Here is a 17,700-nt window from a genome sequence, read left to right as displayed (position 1 = left end):
CGCCGTCGGTGAACTCCTCACCGCCGCCCGCGGCGAGGACGCCCTGCTGCGCGGCCTCGCCTTCGAGGCGCTGCGCGTCGTCGGCGCCGCCGCGCCTCCGACCCACCTCCGCCCCACCCTCGCTCCCTCGGCCCACCCCGGGAACGATCCCCGTGAGGCGTTCGTCACAAAGGCGGGGAGATCGTCATGCCGGAGTGGGACCGGAGGGAAGTACTGCCTCTGTCGTTTTCCGTCGTGGCGTGGCACGATCCCCCGGGCGACCGTAAGTTACTGACGGTAAATCAGTTGGGGGGGACGTTATGGGTACGGGCAAGCGCGGGCTGCTCGCGACGGCCGTGACCGTGGTGTGCGCGGTCACCGTCCTGACGGTGCCGGGCACGGCGTTCGCGAGTCCGAGCCCCACCCCGGCACCGACGACCGCCCCCGACCTGACCCCGCCGCCCGCGACCAACGAGGATCTCGAGGCGGTCCGCGAGAAGCTCGACACCCTCTACCACGACGCCGCCGTCGCCACCGACGCCTACAACGCGGCCGAGGAGCAGACGAAGAAGCAGTCCGCGGAGCTGGTCGAACTGGCGAAGAAGATCGTCGAGGGCCGCGAGAAGCTGGCCGACCTGAAGAATCGCGCCGGTGCCGCGGCCCGCTCCCAGTACCGCGGCGGCGGTCTGCCCGACGAGGCGCAGCTGCTGCTCAGCGACGATCCGGGCGAGTTCCTCGACGGTGCCGGCCGGGTGATCCAGGGTCAGCGCGCCACCAAGGGCCTGCTCGGCGAAATGACGCGCACCCAGGGGGATCTGGAGCAGTACGCCAAGGACGCCTCCGCCCAGTGGCAGAAGTTGGAGGCCAACCGCAAGGCCAGGGCCACCGCCCAGAAGAAGATCGAGAAGCAGATCGCGGCGGCCGAGAAGCTCGAGTCGGAGCTGGAGAAGGAGGAGAAGGAGCGCCTCGCCCGCCTCCAGGAACAGGCCGCGCAGAGGGCGCAGACCGCCTGGCTGGACACCGGGATACTCGACGGCGTCACCACCGGCAAGGGCACCGCGCAGGGCACGAAGGCCGTCCGGTACGCCACCGCGCAGATCGGCAAGCCGTACGTGTGGGGCGCGGAGGGTCCGGACTCCTTCGACTGCTCCGGCCTGACCTCCCGGGCCTGGGCCGGCGCCGGCGTCGCCGTTCCGCGCACCTCGCAGGAGCAGTGGCGGCAGCTGAAGCGGGTCGCCGTGAAGGACATGCGCCCCGGCGACCTCGTCATCTACTTCGACGACGCCAGCCATGTCGGGATGTATGTCGGCGGCGGCACGATCGTCCACGCCCCGCGCCCCGGCCGGACGGTCACCCTCGCGGGAGCGGGTTCGATGCCGATCCTCGGGGTGGTGCGGCCCGACGCGTAGAGCACCGGCCGGATGGTGGGCGCGGGGGCATCGGCCGGGGCGCCGCGAGGCGTCCGGCAAGACGCCGGGCCGGGCCCGAACGAGGCACCGGACAGGGCCCGGACGCGGCACCGGCCGGTCGCCCGGACCCCCGTCCCCGCCTGCGTGACCGTGGCCACGTGACCCACGGCACGTCTCCCCGGCGCCAAACCCCGTACGGACGTGACCTTCGTCATCCCCGCCCCCGTACCGGCCTGCCCAACTGCGGTATGGATCGCGGCATATGACAGTGGCCAGAGATCAGGCGACGTGCCGTACACCATTCCGCTGCGGCGCCTTCTGCCGCTATGGTCCCCGTCGGTGGGTCGAGGTCCCTCGTCCCCGCCATGCCCTCGGGGGGAGGGAAGGAACCCGAAACGATGCCCGTACCCGTACCGCGGCAGAGAGCGATCCCGGCCGCGGAGTGTGGTCAGGCTCAGGCCGCGCCCGCAGGCGGGAGCCCCACCCCGGAGGTGGACCCGCGCACGGACGACCGGACCGACGATCGCAAGGAAGCGAAGGTCGAACACCACGCCGCACCCGGCGACGGCGTCCCGCACGGAGCGAGCCCCGGCCACACCAACCTCACACTGCTGCTCATCGAGGACGACCCCACGGCCGCCCCGATCGTGCCCGACCTGCTCGACTCGGCCGGCAAGCCGATCCGGGTGCGCACCGCCCGCAACCTCACCGAGGCCGGACGGCTGCTCACCGACGACGTCCACTGCATCCTGCTGGACCTCGCCCTGCCGGCACCCGGCCGCGCCGCCGACGACGACGAGCTGGCCGTACTCCGGCACGTCCTGGAGCTGGCGCCCCGGCACGCCGTCCTCGCGCTCACCGCGTCCGGTGACGCCGAGCGCGGCGCGGAGGCGGTGCGCGTCGGCGCCCAGGACTACCTGTTCCGCGACGAGCTGGACGGGCGGCTGCTGAGCCGCGCCATCCGGTACGCCGTGGAGCGCAAGCGGTCGGACTCCGCCGAACGGCGGCTCGCCGAGGGCAAGCTGCGCGCGCAGGAGAACGCCCGCCTGGAGCGCGGTCTGCTGCCCACGCCCCTGCTGGAGGGCTCCCCGCTGCGCTTCGCCGCCCGCTACCGCCCCGGCCGCTCACGCGCGCTGCTGGGCGGCGACTTCTACGACACCGTCCGCACCCCGGACGGCACCGTCCACGCGATGATCGGCGACGTCTGCGGGCACGGCCCGGACGAGGCGGCGCTCGGCGTGGAACTGCGGATCGCCTGGCGAGCGCTGACCCTGGCCGGACTGTGCGGCGACGAGCTGCTGAACACGCTGCAGCAGGTGCTGGAGCACGAGCGCGACGACGACGAGATCTTCGCGACGCTGTGCACGGTGGACATCGCGCCCGACGGCCGACGCGCCGGCCTGTGCCTGGCCGGGCATCCGGCGCCGCTGATCGCCCGCCCCGACCAGCCGGCCCGGCTGCTGCCGTACGACAACAACGGCCCGGCGCTCGGGCTGCTGCCGGGCGCTCGCTGGCCGCGCATGCAGGTCGAGCTGGGCGCGGAGTGGAGCCTGATGCTCTACACGGACGGGCTGATAGAGGGGCGCGTCGGCGACGGCCGGGAGCGGCTGGGCCAGGACGGCATGGTGGAGATGATCCGCCGCCAGCTCGCGGCGGGCCTGCGCGGCGAGGATCTGCTGCGGTCCGCGGTCAACGAGGTCCGCGACCTGAACGGCGGCGAGCTGACGGACGACGTGGCGGTGGTCCTGCTGGACCGGCTGCCGTAGCACGGCAGGTCCTCGAGGCCGGTACCCACGGCAGGTCCTCACGGCCGGCCTTTACGGCAGGTGCCGACGGGGCCGGCCTTTACGGCAGGTGCCGACGGGGCCGGCCTTTACGGCAGGTGCCGACGGGGCCGGCTAGCGTCCGCCGTTGTACGGCCCGTACGGTCCGTCGCTGCTGGAGCCGCCGCCCCGGCGGCTGCGGCCGCCGCCCGGCAGGGAGCGCAGGGCGGGCCGGACGTCGACCATGTACACGATGGTCGCGATCAGGCCGATGATCGGCAGGAACGACAGGATGGGAAAGATCAGGTTCACCACGAAGGCGAGCCCGAGGATGATCATCCAGAACGGCTTGGTCTGCTTGTCGGCGGCCCGGTAGCCGTCCTCGCGGCGGATCGCCGCGTCGAACAGGGCGAAGCCGCTGAACACGATCAGGGCCAGGCTCAGCAGAGACATGAACCCTTCGAAACCTTCCATCAGCACTACGTCCACCACCCGGCTCGGCACGACATCGCTCGTCCTTACGCGGTCACCGTACCCGCAACCGTGCTCGCGCTACCCGGACAACGGGCCGGGCACTCCCCGAGTGCCCGGCCCGTCACCGTTTCCGTGTCCGCACCGCGGGTCCGCCGCCGGTCTCACCTGGCCGGGGGCGTCGTCTTCTTCGCGGTGGTCTTGCGGGCGGCCGGGGCCTTCTTGGCGGGGGTCTTCCTCGCCGCGGCGTCCACGTCGGCCATGGCGGCCGCGGCGGGCTTCGGCTCGTCCTTGACCGCGACCGGCGCGGGCTTCGGCTCGTCCTTCACCGCGACCGGCGCGGGCTTCGGCTCGGTCCTGCCCTCGACCACGATGGCCAGTTCCTCGATGTCCTCGGCGGCCTCGCCGCGCCAGGTCTTCACGGCCTGCTCGCCGTGCTCGGCGACCTTCTCGTAGGTCTCCCGGGCCTTGACGGCGTACTCGGCGGCGACGCCGACGCCGCGCAGCGCGATGTCCTGGGCGGACTCGCCGAGCTTCTTCAGGTCGGCGTCGAGCGTGGTGCCGAGCTTCTTGAGGTCGCCGTCGAGGGAGGAGATGAACTCGGTGACCTTCGTCTGGAAGGTCTCCTGCGCCTCCTTCGCCTTGGCGCCGGCCTCCTTGGCGCGGGCGGCGGCCCGCTCCTGGACGACCTTGGGGTCGGTGTTGCGGACCGCCTCGAAGCGGGCGGGCGCCTCGGTGCGCAGCTGCTCCACCAGGCCCGGAACCTTCTTCGCCTGCTTGAGGGCCAGGTCGGCGGTGCCGGCGGCGAAGTAGAACGGGGTGGGGTCGCTGAGGGTCTTGCGCAGGTCGTCGTTGATGGCCATGGTGATGGTCCTCCCGTATTCGCGTGCGTCGCGTTCGTCGATGTCGGTTGGTGCGGGTCCGCAGTCGGGCGGCCGGTCCCCTGGACCGGTCAACCGGCCGTCTGCTGCGGATCTGTGTCGGTGCCGCCGACCGTGCGGGTGCCCGGTGCGGCGTCCTCACCGTGCTGGGCGTCCACCGCGCCGTCGCCGCCCGCGAACCCGTTCTCCTTGCGGAAGGACTCGTAGATCTGCAGCAGCACCTGCTTCTGCTGCCCGGTCAGCGTGGGATCGGCGAGGACGACGGCCCGCGTCTCGACGTCGTCCCGGTCGCGCTCGGCATCGAGGATGCCGGCCCGGACGTACAACGTCTCGGCGGAGATCCGCAGCGCCTTGGCGACCTGCTGCAGCACCTCCGCGCTCGGCTTGCGCAGCCCGCGCTCGATCTGGCTCAGGTACGGATTGGACACCCCGGCGGCGTCGGCGAGCTGCCGCAGCGAGAGCTGGGCGTTTCGCCGCTGCTCGCGCAGGTACTCACCGAGATTGCCGACGTTGAGCGATGCCATGCCTCCACAGTGCCCCACCTTCGCTAACAATTGCAAGCACCCGCTTGCAAAAGTGCGCCACGCCACGCCGGAGACCACCCGGTCCGCTCAACGGCCGTGCGGTCCCCGCGCCGGCGAGGGTTTCCCGGACCTGCGCGGCGAGGTCTCCCGTGGGCGTCGCGCGACGAAGACGAACTCCTTGCCCGGCCTGTCGGGCGCGTCGCGAACGCCCTCCACCTCATAGCCCCGCGCGATCAGCTCCGCCTCGACCTCCCGCCGCCCACGGAAGCGCAGGGTGGAGTCCGACGTCAGCACCTGCCCGTCCGCAGCGAACACGTAGGTCCAGCGGAACGTCACCAGCGGCTCACTCACCTCGATCACCTGGACCCAGCTCTCGACGGCGCCGACACCCGGGATCTCCGTCACGCGGTACGAGGCTTCGCGGTTCCACTCCTCCCAGGCGCGCCTGGCCGGGTCCCGGGTCTCGAACACCAGACGGCCGCCGGGCCGTAGCGCTTCGTACGCGCCGCGCAGGGTCTCCCGCCACGCCTGCGGATCGACGATCTGCTGGGCGACGTTCGCCGTCATGGTCGCCAGGTCGACCCGCAGCGGCGGGAGCGCGGTCGCATCGCCGCAGATCCAGCGCACCCGCTCGCCGCCCCGCTTGCCCCGGGCCACGTCGACGGATGCCCGGGCGGGATCGACGCCGACGACCTCGATCCCGCGTTCGGCCAGCAGAAGCGCGAACACACCCGTCCCGCAGCCGATGTCCAGCACCCGACGCGCCCCGAACTCCTCCGCCATCCGGACGTACGCGTCGAGATCGCCGCGATCGGGGTCGAGCGGGTCGTAGACCGCGGCGAGCCGCGGATGCCCGAAGCACTGGTCAGTCACGCGGCCGAGCTTATGGGGAAGCCGAGTTGCCTACCTCGTCGATCGAGGATGCTGGAGACCTGGAGCGTTGCGCACATTCCGCTCTCTGACGTCGGGCAGGAAGCGGGCCACGGTGACGAAATCGGCGTCGTCGTGCAGGACGATCAGTCCATGATGCACGGCGGTCGCGCAGATCATCAGGTCGAGCGGCCCGGCCGCACCGAGGGCCCCCTTCTCGGCGAGAGCGTACTGGGCGGTGTCGACCCAGTCCCACAACCTCTTCGGAAGAGGTACGTCGGGGTACAGGTCGGTGAACATCTCGCCCATGGCCTCGTACTCCACGGCGTTGCGGGCCGAGCGCCGGAACCCGGCCCGCTGGGCGGCGCACGAGCCGATGGCCCGGAGGGTGGTGGTCTCCAGCCACGCGTCCCTCAACCGCTCCTCGCGCAGAAGGCGCCACAGACCCGAGGAGTCGAGCAGGTAGTGGATCACGCGCCACCTTGTTTGTCCTCGGCGCGGCGCCGCTCCCAGCCCTCGTAGTCCCACTGCTGGGCGGCGTGGAAGTGCCTGGCTACGAGCGCGACCCGCTCATGACGTTCGGCGTACTCGCGAAGGGCGGCATTGACCACGTCTTTCTTGGTGCCGCCACCGGCGACACGCATGGCCTTCTCCAGCGCATCGTCATCAAGGTCGATCGTCGTCACGCTCATACTGGTCTCCTCTATTCAAGGACAATATCCAGTATATGTATCCACGGCAGGACACCGCCTCTCCGAGGCCGAGACACCCCGGCCCCGCGCCACCCCGGTCGACGTGCCGTGCCGGCGCGGGCGGTCCGGCGCGGGCGGTCCGGCCGTTGTCAGTGGGCCGCGCAAGGATGGGGCATGCGCACCGATGACTGGCACCTCACCGAAGACGTCGACGAATTCCTCGCCCGCGCCGGGGAGTTCCTGCGCTCGCGCCCCGACCTGCACACCACCCCGCTGTCGGTGACCGAGAAGCTGCGGACGCAGCGCACCGAAGGGCTCGTGTTCGGTGTGCTGGAGCGGGCGGGCGAGGTCGAGGCGACCTTCTACCGTTTCCCGGCCCGCGGTCTGAGCGTCACCTCCCTCGCTCCCGGGCAGGCGGACACGCTCGCCGCCCGCCTGCTCGCCCTCGGGCACTCCCTCCCGTGGGTCACCGCGGACGACGGCACCGCCACGGCGTTCGCCGAGGCCTGGCGCCGGCGCACGGGTGCGACGCCGACGGTCCGGGTGCGGCTCCGCCTCCACCGCCTCGGCACACTCACCCCGCCGGAGCCGTTCCCGGCGGGCCGGGGCCGGCCCGTGGGCGAGCGCGACCACGAGCACCTCATGCGCTGGTGCCGCGAGTTCGCCGCGGACGTGGAGGAGGACGTCACCATCGACGCCGGCACCTGGGCCGGCACCCGCTTCGCCGAGAAGCACTACACCTTCTGGGAGACGCCGGACGGCACGCCCGTCTCCATGGCGGGCGCGAACCCGCTGGTCGGCGGCCAGGTCCGGGTGGACCCCGTCTACACCCCGGCCCACCTGCGCGGCCGGGGCTACGCGGGCGCCGTGACGGCCGAGGTCAGCCGCGCCGCGCTCGCCGCGGGCGCCAAGGAGGTGGTGCTGTACACGAACGCGGCCAACCCCACCAGCAACGCCCTCTACCAGCGCCTGGGTTACGTCCCGGTCACCGGCTTCACGGTGTACGACTTCTCCTGACCGGCGCCCGCGACAGCCAGGCCGCCACCGCTTCGAAGTCGCCCTTCACCAAGCCCCTTCGAGGGACCACCCGGTGCAGCAGCGCGGGAGCGGGGTGGCAGGCGTCGACGTACTCCCGGTCGGCCGGGGTGATCTCGTCGTCGAGCCAGACGAAGGGGCGCCCAGCCGCCCAGGACAGCAGGGGGCTCGTCTTCCAGTGGACGCCGGGCAGGGACGGCTCCTCGGGGAGGTCCGGCACCGGCAGCGGTGACAGGCCGAGCCGCGGTCCGAGGACCGTGTTCGCGTCCTCGCCCCAGGTCGTGGCCCACACCAGGTCGCAGCCGAGGGCCAGGAGCGCGGGACCGAGGGCCGGGTCGAGGCGGGAGAGGAGGGGGTGGTGGGGCGCGGGCGGGCCGTACCGCGGGTACGGGTCGGGGCCGCCGAAGGGGATCAGCGGGCCGTCCACGTCGAGGAAGAGCAGCATCGCAGGCCAGGTTCCCCCGCCTCACCCCTCCCAGGGAAGCCCTTCCGCGTGCACGACGTCCAGGCGGGAGACCGCTCGGGTCAGGACGACGTACAGGCGGTTCAGACCGCGTCGTTCGGCCGCCGCGATGGCCGCGGGTTCGACGGCGACGACGTGGTCGTACTCCAGGCCCTTCACCAGGGTCGCCGGGACGACGGCCAGGCGGGGGTCGGTGTCGAGGCCGGCCGTGGTGAGGGCGTGGCGGATGCGGGCGGTGTCCGCGTCCGCGGTGACGACGCCGACGGAGCCCTCGTGCGTGAGGGCGTCGCGTACGGCCGAGACGACCGCGGCGGCGAGGTCGCCGTCGGCCCGCCGGACGCGGAGTTCGCCGTCGCGGCGCAGGGAGCGGGCGGGCGGTACGTCGGTGTCGAGGCGGGTCAGGAGGCGGTTGGCGAGGTCGAGGACCGCGCCGGGGACGCGGAAGCCGGTGGTCAGCGGGACCACGCTCGCGTCGGGCTTGCCGAGGTGCGCGAGTTGGACGCGCCAGGAGCGCGCCGCCCACGGGGTGGTGCCCTGCGCCAGGTCGCCGAGGACGGTCAGGGAACCGAACGGCACCCGGCGGGCGATGGCCCGGCACTCCATCGGGGACAGGTCCTGCGCCTCGTCGACGACGACATGGCCGTACCCCTGCGGCCGGGCCAGCAGGCCGGCCACCTCGTCGAGGAGCACGAGGTCGGCGGCCGACCAGCGCGCGGAGCGGTACGAGCGCGGCGGGCGGGCCCAGCGCAGGGCCTCCCGCTCGCCGGGGTCCAGCAGGCCGTCCGCGGCCCGCGCCAGTTCGGCCGGGTCGCCGAGGAGTGCGGCGACGACCTCCTCGGGCCGCACCCCGGGCCACACGGCGTCCAGGCACGCGGCCACCGGACGGGACCGTTCGGTGCGGCGCAGCCAGGAGGCCGGGCGCGGCCCGCCGTGCCGTTCGGCCCGTTCCAGCAGGCGTCGCGCGATCCGGCTGCGCACCCGCTCGCGCCCCACGTCGTACGGCGGCTCCTCCGCGAGCACGTCCGTCACGATCCGCGCGATCTCCGCGCCGGTGACCCGCAGGCGGGAGGAGCCGTCCGCCACCGTGAGGTCGTCCGCGGCGGCGGTCACCCTGCCGTACAGGGCCCGGCGCAGCACCTGCGCCATGCGGGCGTCGTGCTTGACGGCGGCCGCCGGGGCGGGGTCCGTGCCGGTGACCGGGTGGCGGGCGATCTCGTCGGAGAGGGTGGACTGCCGTACGCCGGTCTCGCCGAGCGAGGGCAGCACCTCGGCGATGTAGGAGAGGAAGGTGCGGTGGGGGCCGAGGACGAGCAGTCCGCCCCGGCGGATCCGCTGCGGGTGGGTGTAGAGGAGGTAGGCGGCCCGGTGCAGGCCCACCGCCGTCTTGCCGGTGCCGGGGGCGCCCTGCACGCACACCGACGCGGACGGCTCGCCGCGGACCAGGTCGTCCTGCTCGGGCTGGATGGTGGCGGCGATGTCCCGCATCGGGCCGACGCGCGGCCGTTCGATCTCGCGGGCGACGAGGTCGCTCCGTCGGGACTCGCCGCGGCCGAGGTGTTCGTCCTCCAGACCGGTGAGGTCGGCGGAGTCGCCCCGGCTGCCCGGCGCCCAGCCGAACCGGCGGCGGACGGCGACGCCCTGCGGGTCGCGGGCGCTCGCCTGGTAGAAGGCGCGGGAGACGGGCGCGCGCCAGTCGACGACCAGGGGCGGGACGGCCGGGTGCTCGCCGATGCGGACCCGGCCGATGTGGTGGGCGAGGCCGGCGTGTTCTCCGCCGGTCTCCTCGGCGAAGTCGAGCCGGCCGAAGAAGAGGGGGCCGTCGGGCAGTTCGCGCAGGGCCTTGGCCTGGCTGCGCAGCCGGTGTCCGAGGACCTCGGCGTCGGCGCCGGAGGCGGAGACGTCCTCGCCGGTGACGACCCGGAGGTCGGCGCCCGCGCGCATCGCGGCGAGCGCGGCGCGGCAGGCGTCGTGGTGGGCGCGTTCTCGCAGGAGGGAGGCGTGGAGGAGGTCGGCCGGGTCCGCGGGGGCGGGGTCGGGTGACGTCATACGGACGAGACTACCTGAATGACGTTACCGAGTTAAATTTATTACCGAGTTCCATGAATGGCTCCGCGCCTCAGGCCAGTGCAGGAAGCCCCGCCTCCAAGGCGGTGAACGCCCGCTCCGCCGCCGCCAGCGCCACCGGCCGCACGTCGGCCGCCGTCTCCCCCGCCTCGATCCGCCGCCAGTTCTCCTGGGCGAGGATCCGCCGGACGGCGACGATCTGTCCCGCCGCGAGCCGCGCGTCCAGATCACCGCCGAGGACCTCCGCCAGCGCGGCCTCCGACCGCTCCAGGTAGGCGTGGAGACGGGCGACCAGGGCCGGGGTGCCGTAGAGGAGGGCGCAGAAGGAACGCACCTCGGGGTGGTCGTTGACGCCGGTGATCGGGTCGGACGCGGCGATCCCGGCGAGGAAGTTCCGGCGCAGGGCGGTCAGCGGCGCGACCCCTTCCACCCGCCCCGCGGCGACCGCCTCGGCCGCCTCCCGCTCGTGGTCGGCGAACCGGTGCAGGACGAGGTCCTCCTTCGCCGGGAAGTACCGGAACAGCGTCGGCTTGGAGATCTCGGCCGCGGCGGCGACCTCCGCGACGGACACCGCGTCGAAGCCCCGCTCGACGAAGAGCCGGACGGCGATGTCCGACACCGCCCGGTACATCCGCCGCCTCTTGCGCTCGCGCAGCCCCGTCTCGCTCATGGGCCGAGCCTACGACCGGACGGGGCGGGCCTTGACCTCAAGTCGAATTGAGGTCGGAGGCTGTCCCCGCGCATACACATGCACATGCATCGGATTCACGGCAGGGAGTCGTCATGCAAGCGGTACAGGTGAAGGCGTTCGGCGGACCGGAGGTCCTGGAGACGGCCGACCTTCCCGACCCGGCCCCCGGGCCCGGCGAGGTCCTGATCGAGGTCGACCATGTGGACACGATCTTCGTGGAGACCCAGATCCGCGCGGGCTGGGGCCGCGCCTACTTCGACACCGAGCCGCCGTACGTCCCCGGCGGCGGCGTCTCCGGCACGGTCGCCGCGGTCGGCGCGGGGGTGGCGGACGGCTGGCTGGGCCGGCGGGTGGCCTCGTTCGTGCGGGGTGCCTACGCCGAGCGGGCGACGGCCGCCGTCACCTCCCTCACTCCGGTCCCGGACGGCCTCGACCTGCGCACCGCCGCGGCCCTGGTGCACGACGGGGTGACCGCGCGGGGCGTCCTCGACGTCACGGGCGTGGGGGCCGGCGACCGGGTGCTGGTCCTGGGCGCCTCCGGCGGGATGGGGACGCTGCTGGTGCAGTCGGCGAGGGCGCGCGGCGCCCGGGTCGTCGCCTGCGCGCGCGGCGGGCACAAGCTCGCGCTGGTGCGGGACCTGGGCGCGGACGCGGTCGTCGACGTCTCGGCCGGGGGATGGCCCGAAACGGCGCGGGCGGCCCTCGGCGGCTCCGGCGCGGACGTCGTCCTGGACGGCGTCGGTGGCGAACCCGGCGCCCGGTCCTTCGCGTTGGTCGCCGACGGCGGGCGTTTCTCCGCGCACGGCGCCCCGACCGGCGGCTTCGCCCCCGTGGACCCGGAGGAGGCGAAACGCCGGGGCGTCACCGTCTTCGGCATCGCCGACGTGCAGTTCGACGAGGACGAGGTACGACGGCTGCGGACGGCCGCGCTCCGGGAGGCCGCGGCCGGACGGCTGCGGCCGGTGGTGGGCCGGGTCTTCCCGCTGGCGGAGGCGGCGGCCGCGCACGCGGCGGTGGAGGGGCGCGCGGTCGTGGGAAAGGTGCTCCTGAAGGCGTGAGGGCCCGGCGCACCCCGCGCCCGCCGGGGTGCGCCGCCGCGCCGCGATCGGGAAGGCGGCGACAGGCCGGGCCTACGCCAGCGCCCGGGCCAGGAAGGGGTTCGCCGTGGCCGGCACGGGCAGGCCCAGGGAGGCGGTCGCGGCGGCGAGGGTGTCGGCGTAGGAGTCGACGGCGCGGCGGACGTTGGGGGCGTCCAAACCGGCGCCGGTCCGCAGGCGGTCGAGGTCGATGTAGGCCGAGCGGACGATCTCGATCCACCGGTAGACCCGCCAGTCGGCGCGCCAGTCCCTCGTGCAGGCGTCGGGCAGCTTCCGCTCCCAGCGCGAGAACATGCGTTCCCGGATCTCCGGCCTGGTCGGGGTCAGGTGCATGTGCCGGACCAGGTCGTACAGGGGGTCGCCGACGAGGGCCATCTCCCAGTCGATGAGGGTCAGCGCCAGCCGGTCGTCGCGCCGCACCAGGTTCCACGGGTTGAGGTCGCCGTGCAGCAGGGCGGGCTCGCGGCGGCTCAGCCGATGCCGGGACAGAAGCTGCCGCAACCGGGTGTCGTCGGGCAGGCCGAGCGTCCGGGCGAGCTGGAGGGACTCCTTCGGCAGGCTGCGCACCAGGCCGACCAGCTGTTCGGTGAGCCACCGGTGGAAGTCGACCTGGTCGGCGTCGGGCGCGACCAGGCCGTGGTCCACCTTGGTCAGCTCGCAGAGCTGGTCGACGAGGGCGTCGGCCTCGTGCGGGAGCAGTCCGTCGACCGGGTGCCGGGGCGGGCCGACGTAGGTGTGGATCGCGAACGGCTCGTTCGGGTAGCTCTCGCCCAGGGCGAGCACCCGGGGCGCGGCGACCTGCGCCCGGGACCGCTGGATGGCCTCCAGGACGGCGTGCTCGCTCAGGTAACTGGGCTCGCGCCGTGTGACGTCGGGCAGCTTGCGCCGTACGACGACGGGGGCGCCCAGGTTCCCGGCCCAGACCACCGAGTTGAGGTGGGCGGTGCCCTTGAAGACGCGGTCGGCCGGGGCGGCGCCCTCGGCCAGCAGGGCCTCGCGGACCGCGGACGCCGGGAAGGCCTCACGCTCGGGCAGGCGCGGGTCCGGCCGCCAGTCGTAGGCCTTCGCCGCCCAGGACCGGCCGCTGACGTCGCCGCGCGACGCCAGCCACCGGAAGAGGGCACCCTCGATCTCCCCGCGGGCGGGCACGCTGCGCAGCCGCAGCGGTTCCGCCGCCGCCTCCAGGGCGCGGCCCACCTCGGCCGTCACCTCGTCCAGGCTCTGCTGGGTGAAGGTGCCCCGGGCCGCGCGCGCGGCCCGCATCACGTCCGGGTAGACCGACTGCGCCCGTTCGAAGTCGAGGTAGTGCCGCAGGTCCTTGGCGAGGCCGTTGACCGCGGCCGGGCGGCGGCGGCCCATGGCGCGCGCCCACGCCTCCACCACCTCCGGCCACTGGTTGTCCGGGTAGCGCATCCGCACCAGGTGGGTGGCGAGTTCGTGCAGGGGGTCGCCGTAGGTGGCCAGTTCCCAGTCGACGCAGACGAGCGGCGGGGAGCCGTCGTAGGACATGATCAGGTTGTCCCGGTGCAGGTCGGTGTGGAGCAGGCTGTACGGCCGCCGCGCCATCGGGGGGATCCGGTCGGCGAGGCCGGCCAGGGCGTCCTCCGGGATGCCGAGGGCCGTGAAGAGGCCGCCGAACCGCTCCCAGTTGGGGCGGCGGATCTGCCGGTCGGCGAGGTGGGCGAGGGACCTCAGGAAGCCCTGGCTGTCGGTGTGGTTGCCGGGCCAGCCGGCCGGCAGGGGCGGCAGCGCGGCCCGGCGCACCTCGGTCATCCGGCACAGCAGCTCGGCCAGCGCCTCTGTCAGCAGGGCGTCGACGGGCTTGCCGTTCCCGCAGACGGCGGAGAGCGGAACACCCTCCACATAGCTGTGGAGGGCGAAGCCCGGCCGTCCGACCAGGCATTCGGGCACGTGGGGCAGGACCTCGTGGACCGCGTCGAGGATCGCGGCCTCGTCCCGCCAGGTCCTGATCACCACCGGCAGCGCGTCGGCGCGCGGGATCCGCACGGTCACCGGTGTTCCGGCCGGCCGGCCCAGCAGCGCCGCCACGTCCTCCGTCAGCGGCAGCACATGGTTCCGGTGGTGGTGCCCGCTGGTCGCGGGAGTGGACTCGGCGACCGCGACGAACCGCTGGAGCAGGGCGTCGGACGGGTCACCGGGGGGTCGAACCCCGAGCACGGCACGGGGAACGAAGGGCTCGACCACTGGCCGCTCCGGTTACTCACACTCGATCGGATGGGTACGGCACACGTTAAGCGCCGGACGGGGCGCCGAACGACCGGGAGCGACGGGGAAGTGGCCGAACGGGTGGTCCGCCCTTCGTCCGCGCCGGGCCGGGCCGGCCGTCCGAGACCGACTGGTTCGCCGTCTCACACGGAGGGGTGAGAGCCGTGGCTCGCGCGATGCGGGCATGCTAGCGCACCCCCGCGGTCTGCTCGGCGATGTGCTCCCCACCGGGTCGAACCAGCCCTGCCGGCCGTCGACGAAGACCGGGCCGGGCCGGGTGACGTACCGTCCGCGTCCTTCACGGGGTGGGTGAGGGAGGCCCCGAAACCCGGCACGTCCAGGGCGGGCACGATCTCGCCGCTCGTCCTGCACGACGGACGCGGCTGGGCGCGCTGCTCGTGCTCATGGCGGGGATGGGCGTCCGCGCCCGGCACAACGGCCCGGCCGGCGGGGCCGCCGTCGTGCCGGTGGTGATGACGACTCAGGCGTGACGTCTGACCGCGGCCAGCACCGGCTCCAGCGAGTCCACCACGTGGGTCGCGCCCACGTCCCTGAGCAGCTCCTCCTTCTTCTCGGTGCGCGCGTAGCCGAGGAAGGGGACACCGGCCCGCCGGGCGGCGAGGCAGTCCGACGGGGTGTCGCCGATCATCAGCGCGGCGGACGGCGCCGCGCCCACGGCGCGCAGGGCCCGGTTCAGACAGTCCGGGTCGGGCTTGAGGAGGTGCAGGTCCGGGGTCCGGCCGTAGACGTGGGGGGCGAAGCAGGAGGTGAGGCCGCGGCTCGTCAGGTACGTGGTGACGACGCGCGGCGAGTTGTTCGTCGTGACGGCCAGCCGGCGGCCCACCGCCGTCAGGGTGCGGATCAGCGGGTCGGCCCAGGCCGTGGGCATCGCCGAGGCGGCGGCCCTCAGTTCCTCCTGGGTGAGACGCTCCTCCAGCTCCGCGACCAGGTCGCTGCCGGGGTGGCGCAGGTCCACGGCGCGCAGGACGGCGTGGGGGTCGGGGGACTCCCGCTCGCTCTCCGTGAGCAGGCCGCGCAGGCCCTGCCCCTCCAGCCACTCCACCAGGCCGACGGCCACCCGCTCCGCCGAGTGCCCGGCGAACAGCCGGCAGATCGGCCCGTCGAAGTCCCACAGGACCACGCGGGCGGGCGCGAGCAGTGCGTCCAGCGCCGGCTTCCTGTCGTTCTCGGTCTCGGATGCCACCTGTTCGGTCCGCGTCGTATCAGAAGTCACTAGGAGAGTGTCAGGTCCGACGTGATGGTTTCCCAGAGGGCGTCGAACCACTTCTGGGATTCGTCCACGAAGGTGGCCTCGCGCGCACCGGTCGCCTTCTCGAAGGAGAACAGCAGCGACTCGGTGCCCAGCACGTCGTACATGTCGAGCACTCCGGTGTCCGTCGCCTCCTCCCGGCGCGTCACCATGTAGTACGCCAGCAGCGCCTCCTGCCCGTTGAGGAGGTACAGCTTCACCGGCGGGGTGAAGGGCAGCGCCCGGAAGGACACGCTCACGTCGATGCCGTGCGAGCGCAGCGTGAGCAGGTTGTGGCGCAGGACGTGCCCCTGGGCGTTGCGCATGGCCAGCCAGCGCTCGTGGACGGGGTCGCCGCTTCCGCTCGCGTCCACCGGGACCGGGAAGGCGAGGTTGATGTCGCGGGACGGCAGCAGGATGCGGACGTCGATCTTCCGCGGCCGGAGGCTGCCGCCGTGGATCAGCCGGAGGGGTTCGCCGAGGGCCGGGATGAGGCTCTCGGCGGTGAGGCAGGCGGCGTCGATGCGGACGTGCGGGGCGGAGAAGGCCGCGGTCAGCCGGGGGGCCAGAGCCACCATGGTGGGCTGGGGTTCCTCCCGGACCGGCGCCTGCTCCGCGATGCGCGGCGGGCTGCCCTTGCTCACGTTGGTGAGGAGACCGTCGTCCTGGAGCGCGCGCAGGGCCTGGCGCACGGTACCGCGCTCCACGCCGAACTCGTCGGCGAGTTCGGCCTGCGTGGGCAGCCGGTCGCCGGCCTTGAGATCCCCGACGCGGATGCGTTCGCGCAGGACGTCGGCGATCTCCTGGGGCGAAAGCCTGCGGCTGCCGTTCACTGCCACGTTCGCTGCCACGTTCTCCTGGGTCACGACCAAACGGTACAACTTAGATCCATCTGGCGGCAGTTACCCGGAAGTTGTTTAGCAGTTGTCTCCAAGTGGGGACAACACAAGTGAAGTTGGTTGCCAACTTGGACGAGTTGGCGGACGTTCTGCCCCAGCACCTCCCCGCACGCTTCCCGCCTCCGAAGGGAGGAACACCGTGCCCGCCCTCATCCTTGTCTTCGCCGTCCTCGAACAGACGGTCCAGTGGAAGTACGGCACCGCCGGGACCGTCGGCCTGCTCCTGCTCACCGTCGGCATCAGGTCCGGACGGCCGGCGCTCAGCTCCGCGGGCGCCGTGATCCTCGCCCTCCTGGTCACCGGGCCCGCCGTCAGCTCGTGAGCACCAGCTCCGAACTGATCGTCTCCCACAGGGCGTCGAACCACAGCATCGACTGCTCCACGAACGTCGTGTCGCGCGCCCCGGCGCCCTGCGCGAAGGCGAAGAGAACCGAGCGCGTGCCCTCGGCGTCGTACGTCTCCAGCCGCTCGTGGTCGATCTGCTGCTCGTGCCGCTCGACCGTGTAGTAGGCGAACAGCGCTTCCGTCCCGTTGAGGAGGTAGAGCTTGACCGGCGGGGTGAAGGGCAGCGCGCGGAAGCTGACGCGGACGTCGATGCCGTGGGTGGCGCGCAGCGTCAGCAGGTTGTGCCGCAGCACCTGGCCCTGGGCGTTGCGGTGGGCGAGCCAGTGCCGTTGCAGCCGTCCGGTCGCCGCGCCGTCCACCGCCGCCGGGAAGGCCAGGTCGATGTTCCGCGACGGCAGCAGGACCCGGACGTCGATCTTGGCCGGTTTCAGCTCCCCCGCGTGGATCCGGCGCAGCGGTTCGCCGATCGCCAGCGTGAGCGACACGGCGGTCAGGCACAGGGCGTCGATCTCGACGTGCGGGGCGGCGAAGGCCTCCGCGATACGCGGGGTCAGGGCCACCATCGTGGGCTGCGGCGGGGTTCCGGGGCCGGTCAGGAGGGAGCCGGCGCCCAGGTCCGGGGCGACCGTCGCCGGCGCGCCCTTGGAGACGTTGGTGAGCAGGTGTTCCGACTGGAGGATGCGCAGGGCCTGGCGGACGGCTCCGCGCTCGATGCCGAACTCGTCCGCGAGCCGCGCCTGGGTGGGCATGCGCTCGCCCGGCCGCAGCACCCCGGTCCTGATCCGGGTGCGCAGCTCGTCGGCCACGTCACGGGGGGACGGCTGCGGTCGCGGCGACCGCTCCGGTCTCTTCCGCCCCTTGACGGAGGCATGTTCCGGCTCCACGGCCAAACAGTACAACTTCCCGCCATCTTGCGGCAGTTCATGGAGAGATGGTTATAGGCCGCTTCCAAGCGGACATAAGAACAGTGAAGTTGGCTGCCAACTTCCACAACATGGTCAAACTTCCAGACGGTTGGCCGGTCGAGCCCCCTTCCGGAGGG

Annotated in this window: 18 protein-coding genes; 5 read left to right on the top strand and 13 right to left on the bottom strand. The window is 73.1% G+C overall.

Annotation, left to right across the window (positions count from 1 at the left end; genetic code table 11):
• Positions 1–299: 299 nt before the first annotated feature.
• Both AB0N31_RS27265 and AB0N31_RS27260 read left to right on the top strand, forming a co-directional pair.
• Positions 300–1,388: an NlpC/P60 family protein gene (locus AB0N31_RS27265; protein WP_366061077.1), complete on the top strand. Its 1,089-nt coding sequence runs from the start codon at positions 300–302 to the stop codon at positions 1,386–1,388.
• Between the two features lie 398 nt (positions 1,389–1,786).
• Positions 1,787–3,154 carry a fused response regulator/phosphatase gene (locus tag AB0N31_RS27260; protein ID WP_366061076.1) on the top strand — a complete coding sequence of 456 codons (1,368 nt, stop codon included), beginning with the start codon at positions 1,787–1,789 and terminating at the stop codon, positions 3,152–3,154.
• A gap of 132 nt (positions 3,155–3,286) precedes the next feature.
• On the opposite strand, the gene AB0N31_RS27255 is transcribed toward AB0N31_RS27260, so the two are convergent.
• From AB0N31_RS27255 to AB0N31_RS27230, 6 genes are all read right to left on the bottom strand, one after another.
• Positions 3,287–3,604, bottom strand: coding sequence for a DUF2516 family protein (locus AB0N31_RS27255; protein WP_366061075.1), 318 nt, complete (start codon positions 3,602–3,604; stop codon positions 3,287–3,289).
• A gap of 182 nt (positions 3,605–3,786) precedes the next feature.
• Complete coding sequence (locus AB0N31_RS27250; protein WP_366061074.1) at positions 3,787–4,485, bottom strand: hypothetical protein; 699 nt, start codon at positions 4,483–4,485, stop codon at positions 3,787–3,789.
• Positions 4,486–4,574: 89 nt separating this feature from the next.
• Positions 4,575–5,027, bottom strand: a complete 453-nt coding sequence (locus AB0N31_RS27245) for a helix-turn-helix transcriptional regulator (protein WP_366061073.1) — start codon at positions 5,025–5,027, stop codon at positions 4,575–4,577.
• Between the two features lie 87 nt (positions 5,028–5,114).
• Positions 5,115–5,900 carry a class I SAM-dependent methyltransferase gene (locus AB0N31_RS27240; protein WP_366061072.1) on the bottom strand — a complete coding sequence of 262 codons (786 nt, stop codon included), beginning with the start codon at positions 5,898–5,900 and terminating at the stop codon, positions 5,115–5,117.
• Positions 5,901–5,930: 30 nt separating this feature from the next.
• Positions 5,931–6,371, bottom strand: coding sequence for a PIN domain-containing protein (locus AB0N31_RS27235; protein ID WP_366061071.1), 441 nt, complete (start codon positions 6,369–6,371; stop codon positions 5,931–5,933).
• Positions 6,368–6,589 carry a type II toxin-antitoxin system VapB family antitoxin gene (locus AB0N31_RS27230; RefSeq protein WP_366061070.1) on the bottom strand — a complete coding sequence of 74 codons (222 nt, stop codon included), beginning with the start codon at positions 6,587–6,589 and terminating at the stop codon, positions 6,368–6,370. The genes AB0N31_RS27235 and AB0N31_RS27230 overlap by 4 nt, the downstream gene beginning before the upstream one ends.
• A gap of 174 nt (positions 6,590–6,763) precedes the next feature.
• Between AB0N31_RS27230 and AB0N31_RS27225 the strand changes: the two genes are divergently transcribed.
• Complete coding sequence (locus AB0N31_RS27225; RefSeq protein ID WP_366061069.1) at positions 6,764–7,606, top strand: GNAT family N-acetyltransferase; 843 nt, start codon at positions 6,764–6,766, stop codon at positions 7,604–7,606.
• On the opposite strand, the gene AB0N31_RS27220 is transcribed toward AB0N31_RS27225, so the two are convergent.
• The 3 genes from AB0N31_RS27220 to AB0N31_RS27210 form a co-directional block, all read right to left on the bottom strand.
• Positions 7,584–8,069 carry a hypothetical protein gene (locus tag AB0N31_RS27220; protein ID WP_366061068.1) on the bottom strand — a complete coding sequence of 162 codons (486 nt, stop codon included), beginning with the start codon at positions 8,067–8,069 and terminating at the stop codon, positions 7,584–7,586. The two genes, AB0N31_RS27225 and AB0N31_RS27220, sit on opposite strands and share 23 nt — an antisense overlap.
• Before the next feature lie 21 nt (positions 8,070–8,090).
• Positions 8,091–10,133: an AAA family ATPase gene (locus AB0N31_RS27215; RefSeq protein WP_366061067.1), complete on the bottom strand. Its 2,043-nt coding sequence runs from the start codon at positions 10,131–10,133 to the stop codon at positions 8,091–8,093.
• Between the two features lie 70 nt (positions 10,134–10,203).
• The gene (locus AB0N31_RS27210; RefSeq protein ID WP_366061066.1) at positions 10,204–10,821 is read right to left on the bottom strand and encodes a TetR family transcriptional regulator; all 618 of its coding nucleotides are present in this window, start codon (positions 10,819–10,821) and stop codon (positions 10,204–10,206) included.
• A 113-nt stretch (positions 10,822–10,934) separates the two neighbouring features.
• On the opposite strand from AB0N31_RS27210, the gene AB0N31_RS27205 reads away from it, so the two are divergent.
• Positions 10,935–11,900 (top strand): zinc-binding dehydrogenase, encoded by a 966-nt coding sequence (locus AB0N31_RS27205; RefSeq protein ID WP_366061065.1) that lies wholly within the window; start codon positions 10,935–10,937, stop codon positions 11,898–11,900.
• A 72-nt stretch (positions 11,901–11,972) separates the two neighbouring features.
• On the opposite strand, the gene AB0N31_RS27200 is transcribed toward AB0N31_RS27205, so the two are convergent.
• The 3 genes from AB0N31_RS27200 to AB0N31_RS27190 all read right to left on the bottom strand — a co-directional run bounded on the left by AB0N31_RS27200 (position 11,973) and on the right by AB0N31_RS27190 (position 16,286).
• Entirely contained in the window at positions 11,973–14,144 is a 2,172-nt protein-coding gene (locus AB0N31_RS27200) for an aminoglycoside phosphotransferase family protein (protein WP_366061064.1), read from the bottom strand.
• A gap of 502 nt (positions 14,145–14,646) precedes the next feature.
• Positions 14,647–15,450 (bottom strand): HAD family hydrolase, encoded by an 804-nt coding sequence (locus tag AB0N31_RS27195; RefSeq protein WP_366061063.1) that lies wholly within the window; start codon positions 15,448–15,450, stop codon positions 14,647–14,649.
• Complete coding sequence (locus AB0N31_RS27190; RefSeq protein ID WP_366061062.1) at positions 15,399–16,286, bottom strand: GntR family transcriptional regulator; 888 nt, start codon at positions 16,284–16,286, stop codon at positions 15,399–15,401. The genes AB0N31_RS27195 and AB0N31_RS27190 overlap by 52 nt, the downstream gene beginning before the upstream one ends.
• Before the next feature lie 166 nt (positions 16,287–16,452).
• Between AB0N31_RS27190 and AB0N31_RS27185 the strand changes: the two genes are divergently transcribed.
• Positions 16,453–16,635 carry a hypothetical protein gene (locus AB0N31_RS27185; RefSeq protein WP_366061061.1) on the top strand — a complete coding sequence of 61 codons (183 nt, stop codon included), beginning with the start codon at positions 16,453–16,455 and terminating at the stop codon, positions 16,633–16,635.
• Here the strand turns inward: AB0N31_RS27185 and AB0N31_RS27180 are convergent.
• Positions 16,625–17,548 carry a GntR family transcriptional regulator gene (locus AB0N31_RS27180; RefSeq protein ID WP_366061060.1) on the bottom strand — a complete coding sequence of 308 codons (924 nt, stop codon included), beginning with the start codon at positions 17,546–17,548 and terminating at the stop codon, positions 16,625–16,627. The genes AB0N31_RS27185 and AB0N31_RS27180 overlap by 11 nt on opposite strands.
• Between the last annotated feature and the right edge of the window lie 152 nt (positions 17,549–17,700).

The organism is Streptomyces sp. NPDC051051 (assembly GCF_040682975.1).
GTDB lineage: Bacteria > Actinomycetota > Actinomycetes > Streptomycetales > Streptomycetaceae > Streptomyces.
Note: the sequence above shows the minus strand (reverse complement) of the source record. Positions and strands in the feature narration are given on the sequence as shown.

Coding starts and splice junctions, on each gene's coding strand:
- AB0N31_RS27260 (WP_366061076.1), top strand. CDS start 1,787: ATGCCCGTACCCGTACCGCGGCAGAGAGCGATCCCGGCCGCGGAGTGT.
- AB0N31_RS27220 (WP_366061068.1), bottom strand. CDS start 8,069: ATGCTGCTCTTCCTCGACGTGGACGGCCCGCTGATCCCCTTCGGCGGC.
- AB0N31_RS27230 (WP_366061070.1), bottom strand. CDS start 6,589: ATGAGCGTGACGACGATCGACCTTGATGACGATGCGCTGGAGAAGGCC.
- AB0N31_RS27250 (WP_366061074.1), bottom strand. CDS start 4,485: ATGGCCATCAACGACGACCTGCGCAAGACCCTCAGCGACCCCACCCCG.
- AB0N31_RS27205 (WP_366061065.1), top strand. CDS start 10,935: ATGCAAGCGGTACAGGTGAAGGCGTTCGGCGGACCGGAGGTCCTGGAG.
- AB0N31_RS27215 (WP_366061067.1), bottom strand. CDS start 10,133: ATGACGTCACCCGACCCCGCCCCCGCGGACCCGGCCGACCTCCTCCAC.
- AB0N31_RS27245 (WP_366061073.1), bottom strand. CDS start 5,027: ATGGCATCGCTCAACGTCGGCAATCTCGGTGAGTACCTGCGCGAGCAG.
- AB0N31_RS27210 (WP_366061066.1), bottom strand. CDS start 10,821: ATGAGCGAGACGGGGCTGCGCGAGCGCAAGAGGCGGCGGATGTACCGG.
- AB0N31_RS27225 (WP_366061069.1), top strand. CDS start 6,764: ATGCGCACCGATGACTGGCACCTCACCGAAGACGTCGACGAATTCCTC.
- AB0N31_RS27255 (WP_366061075.1), bottom strand. CDS start 3,604: ATGTCTCTGCTGAGCCTGGCCCTGATCGTGTTCAGCGGCTTCGCCCTG.
- AB0N31_RS27265 (WP_366061077.1), top strand. CDS start 300: ATGGGTACGGGCAAGCGCGGGCTGCTCGCGACGGCCGTGACCGTGGTG.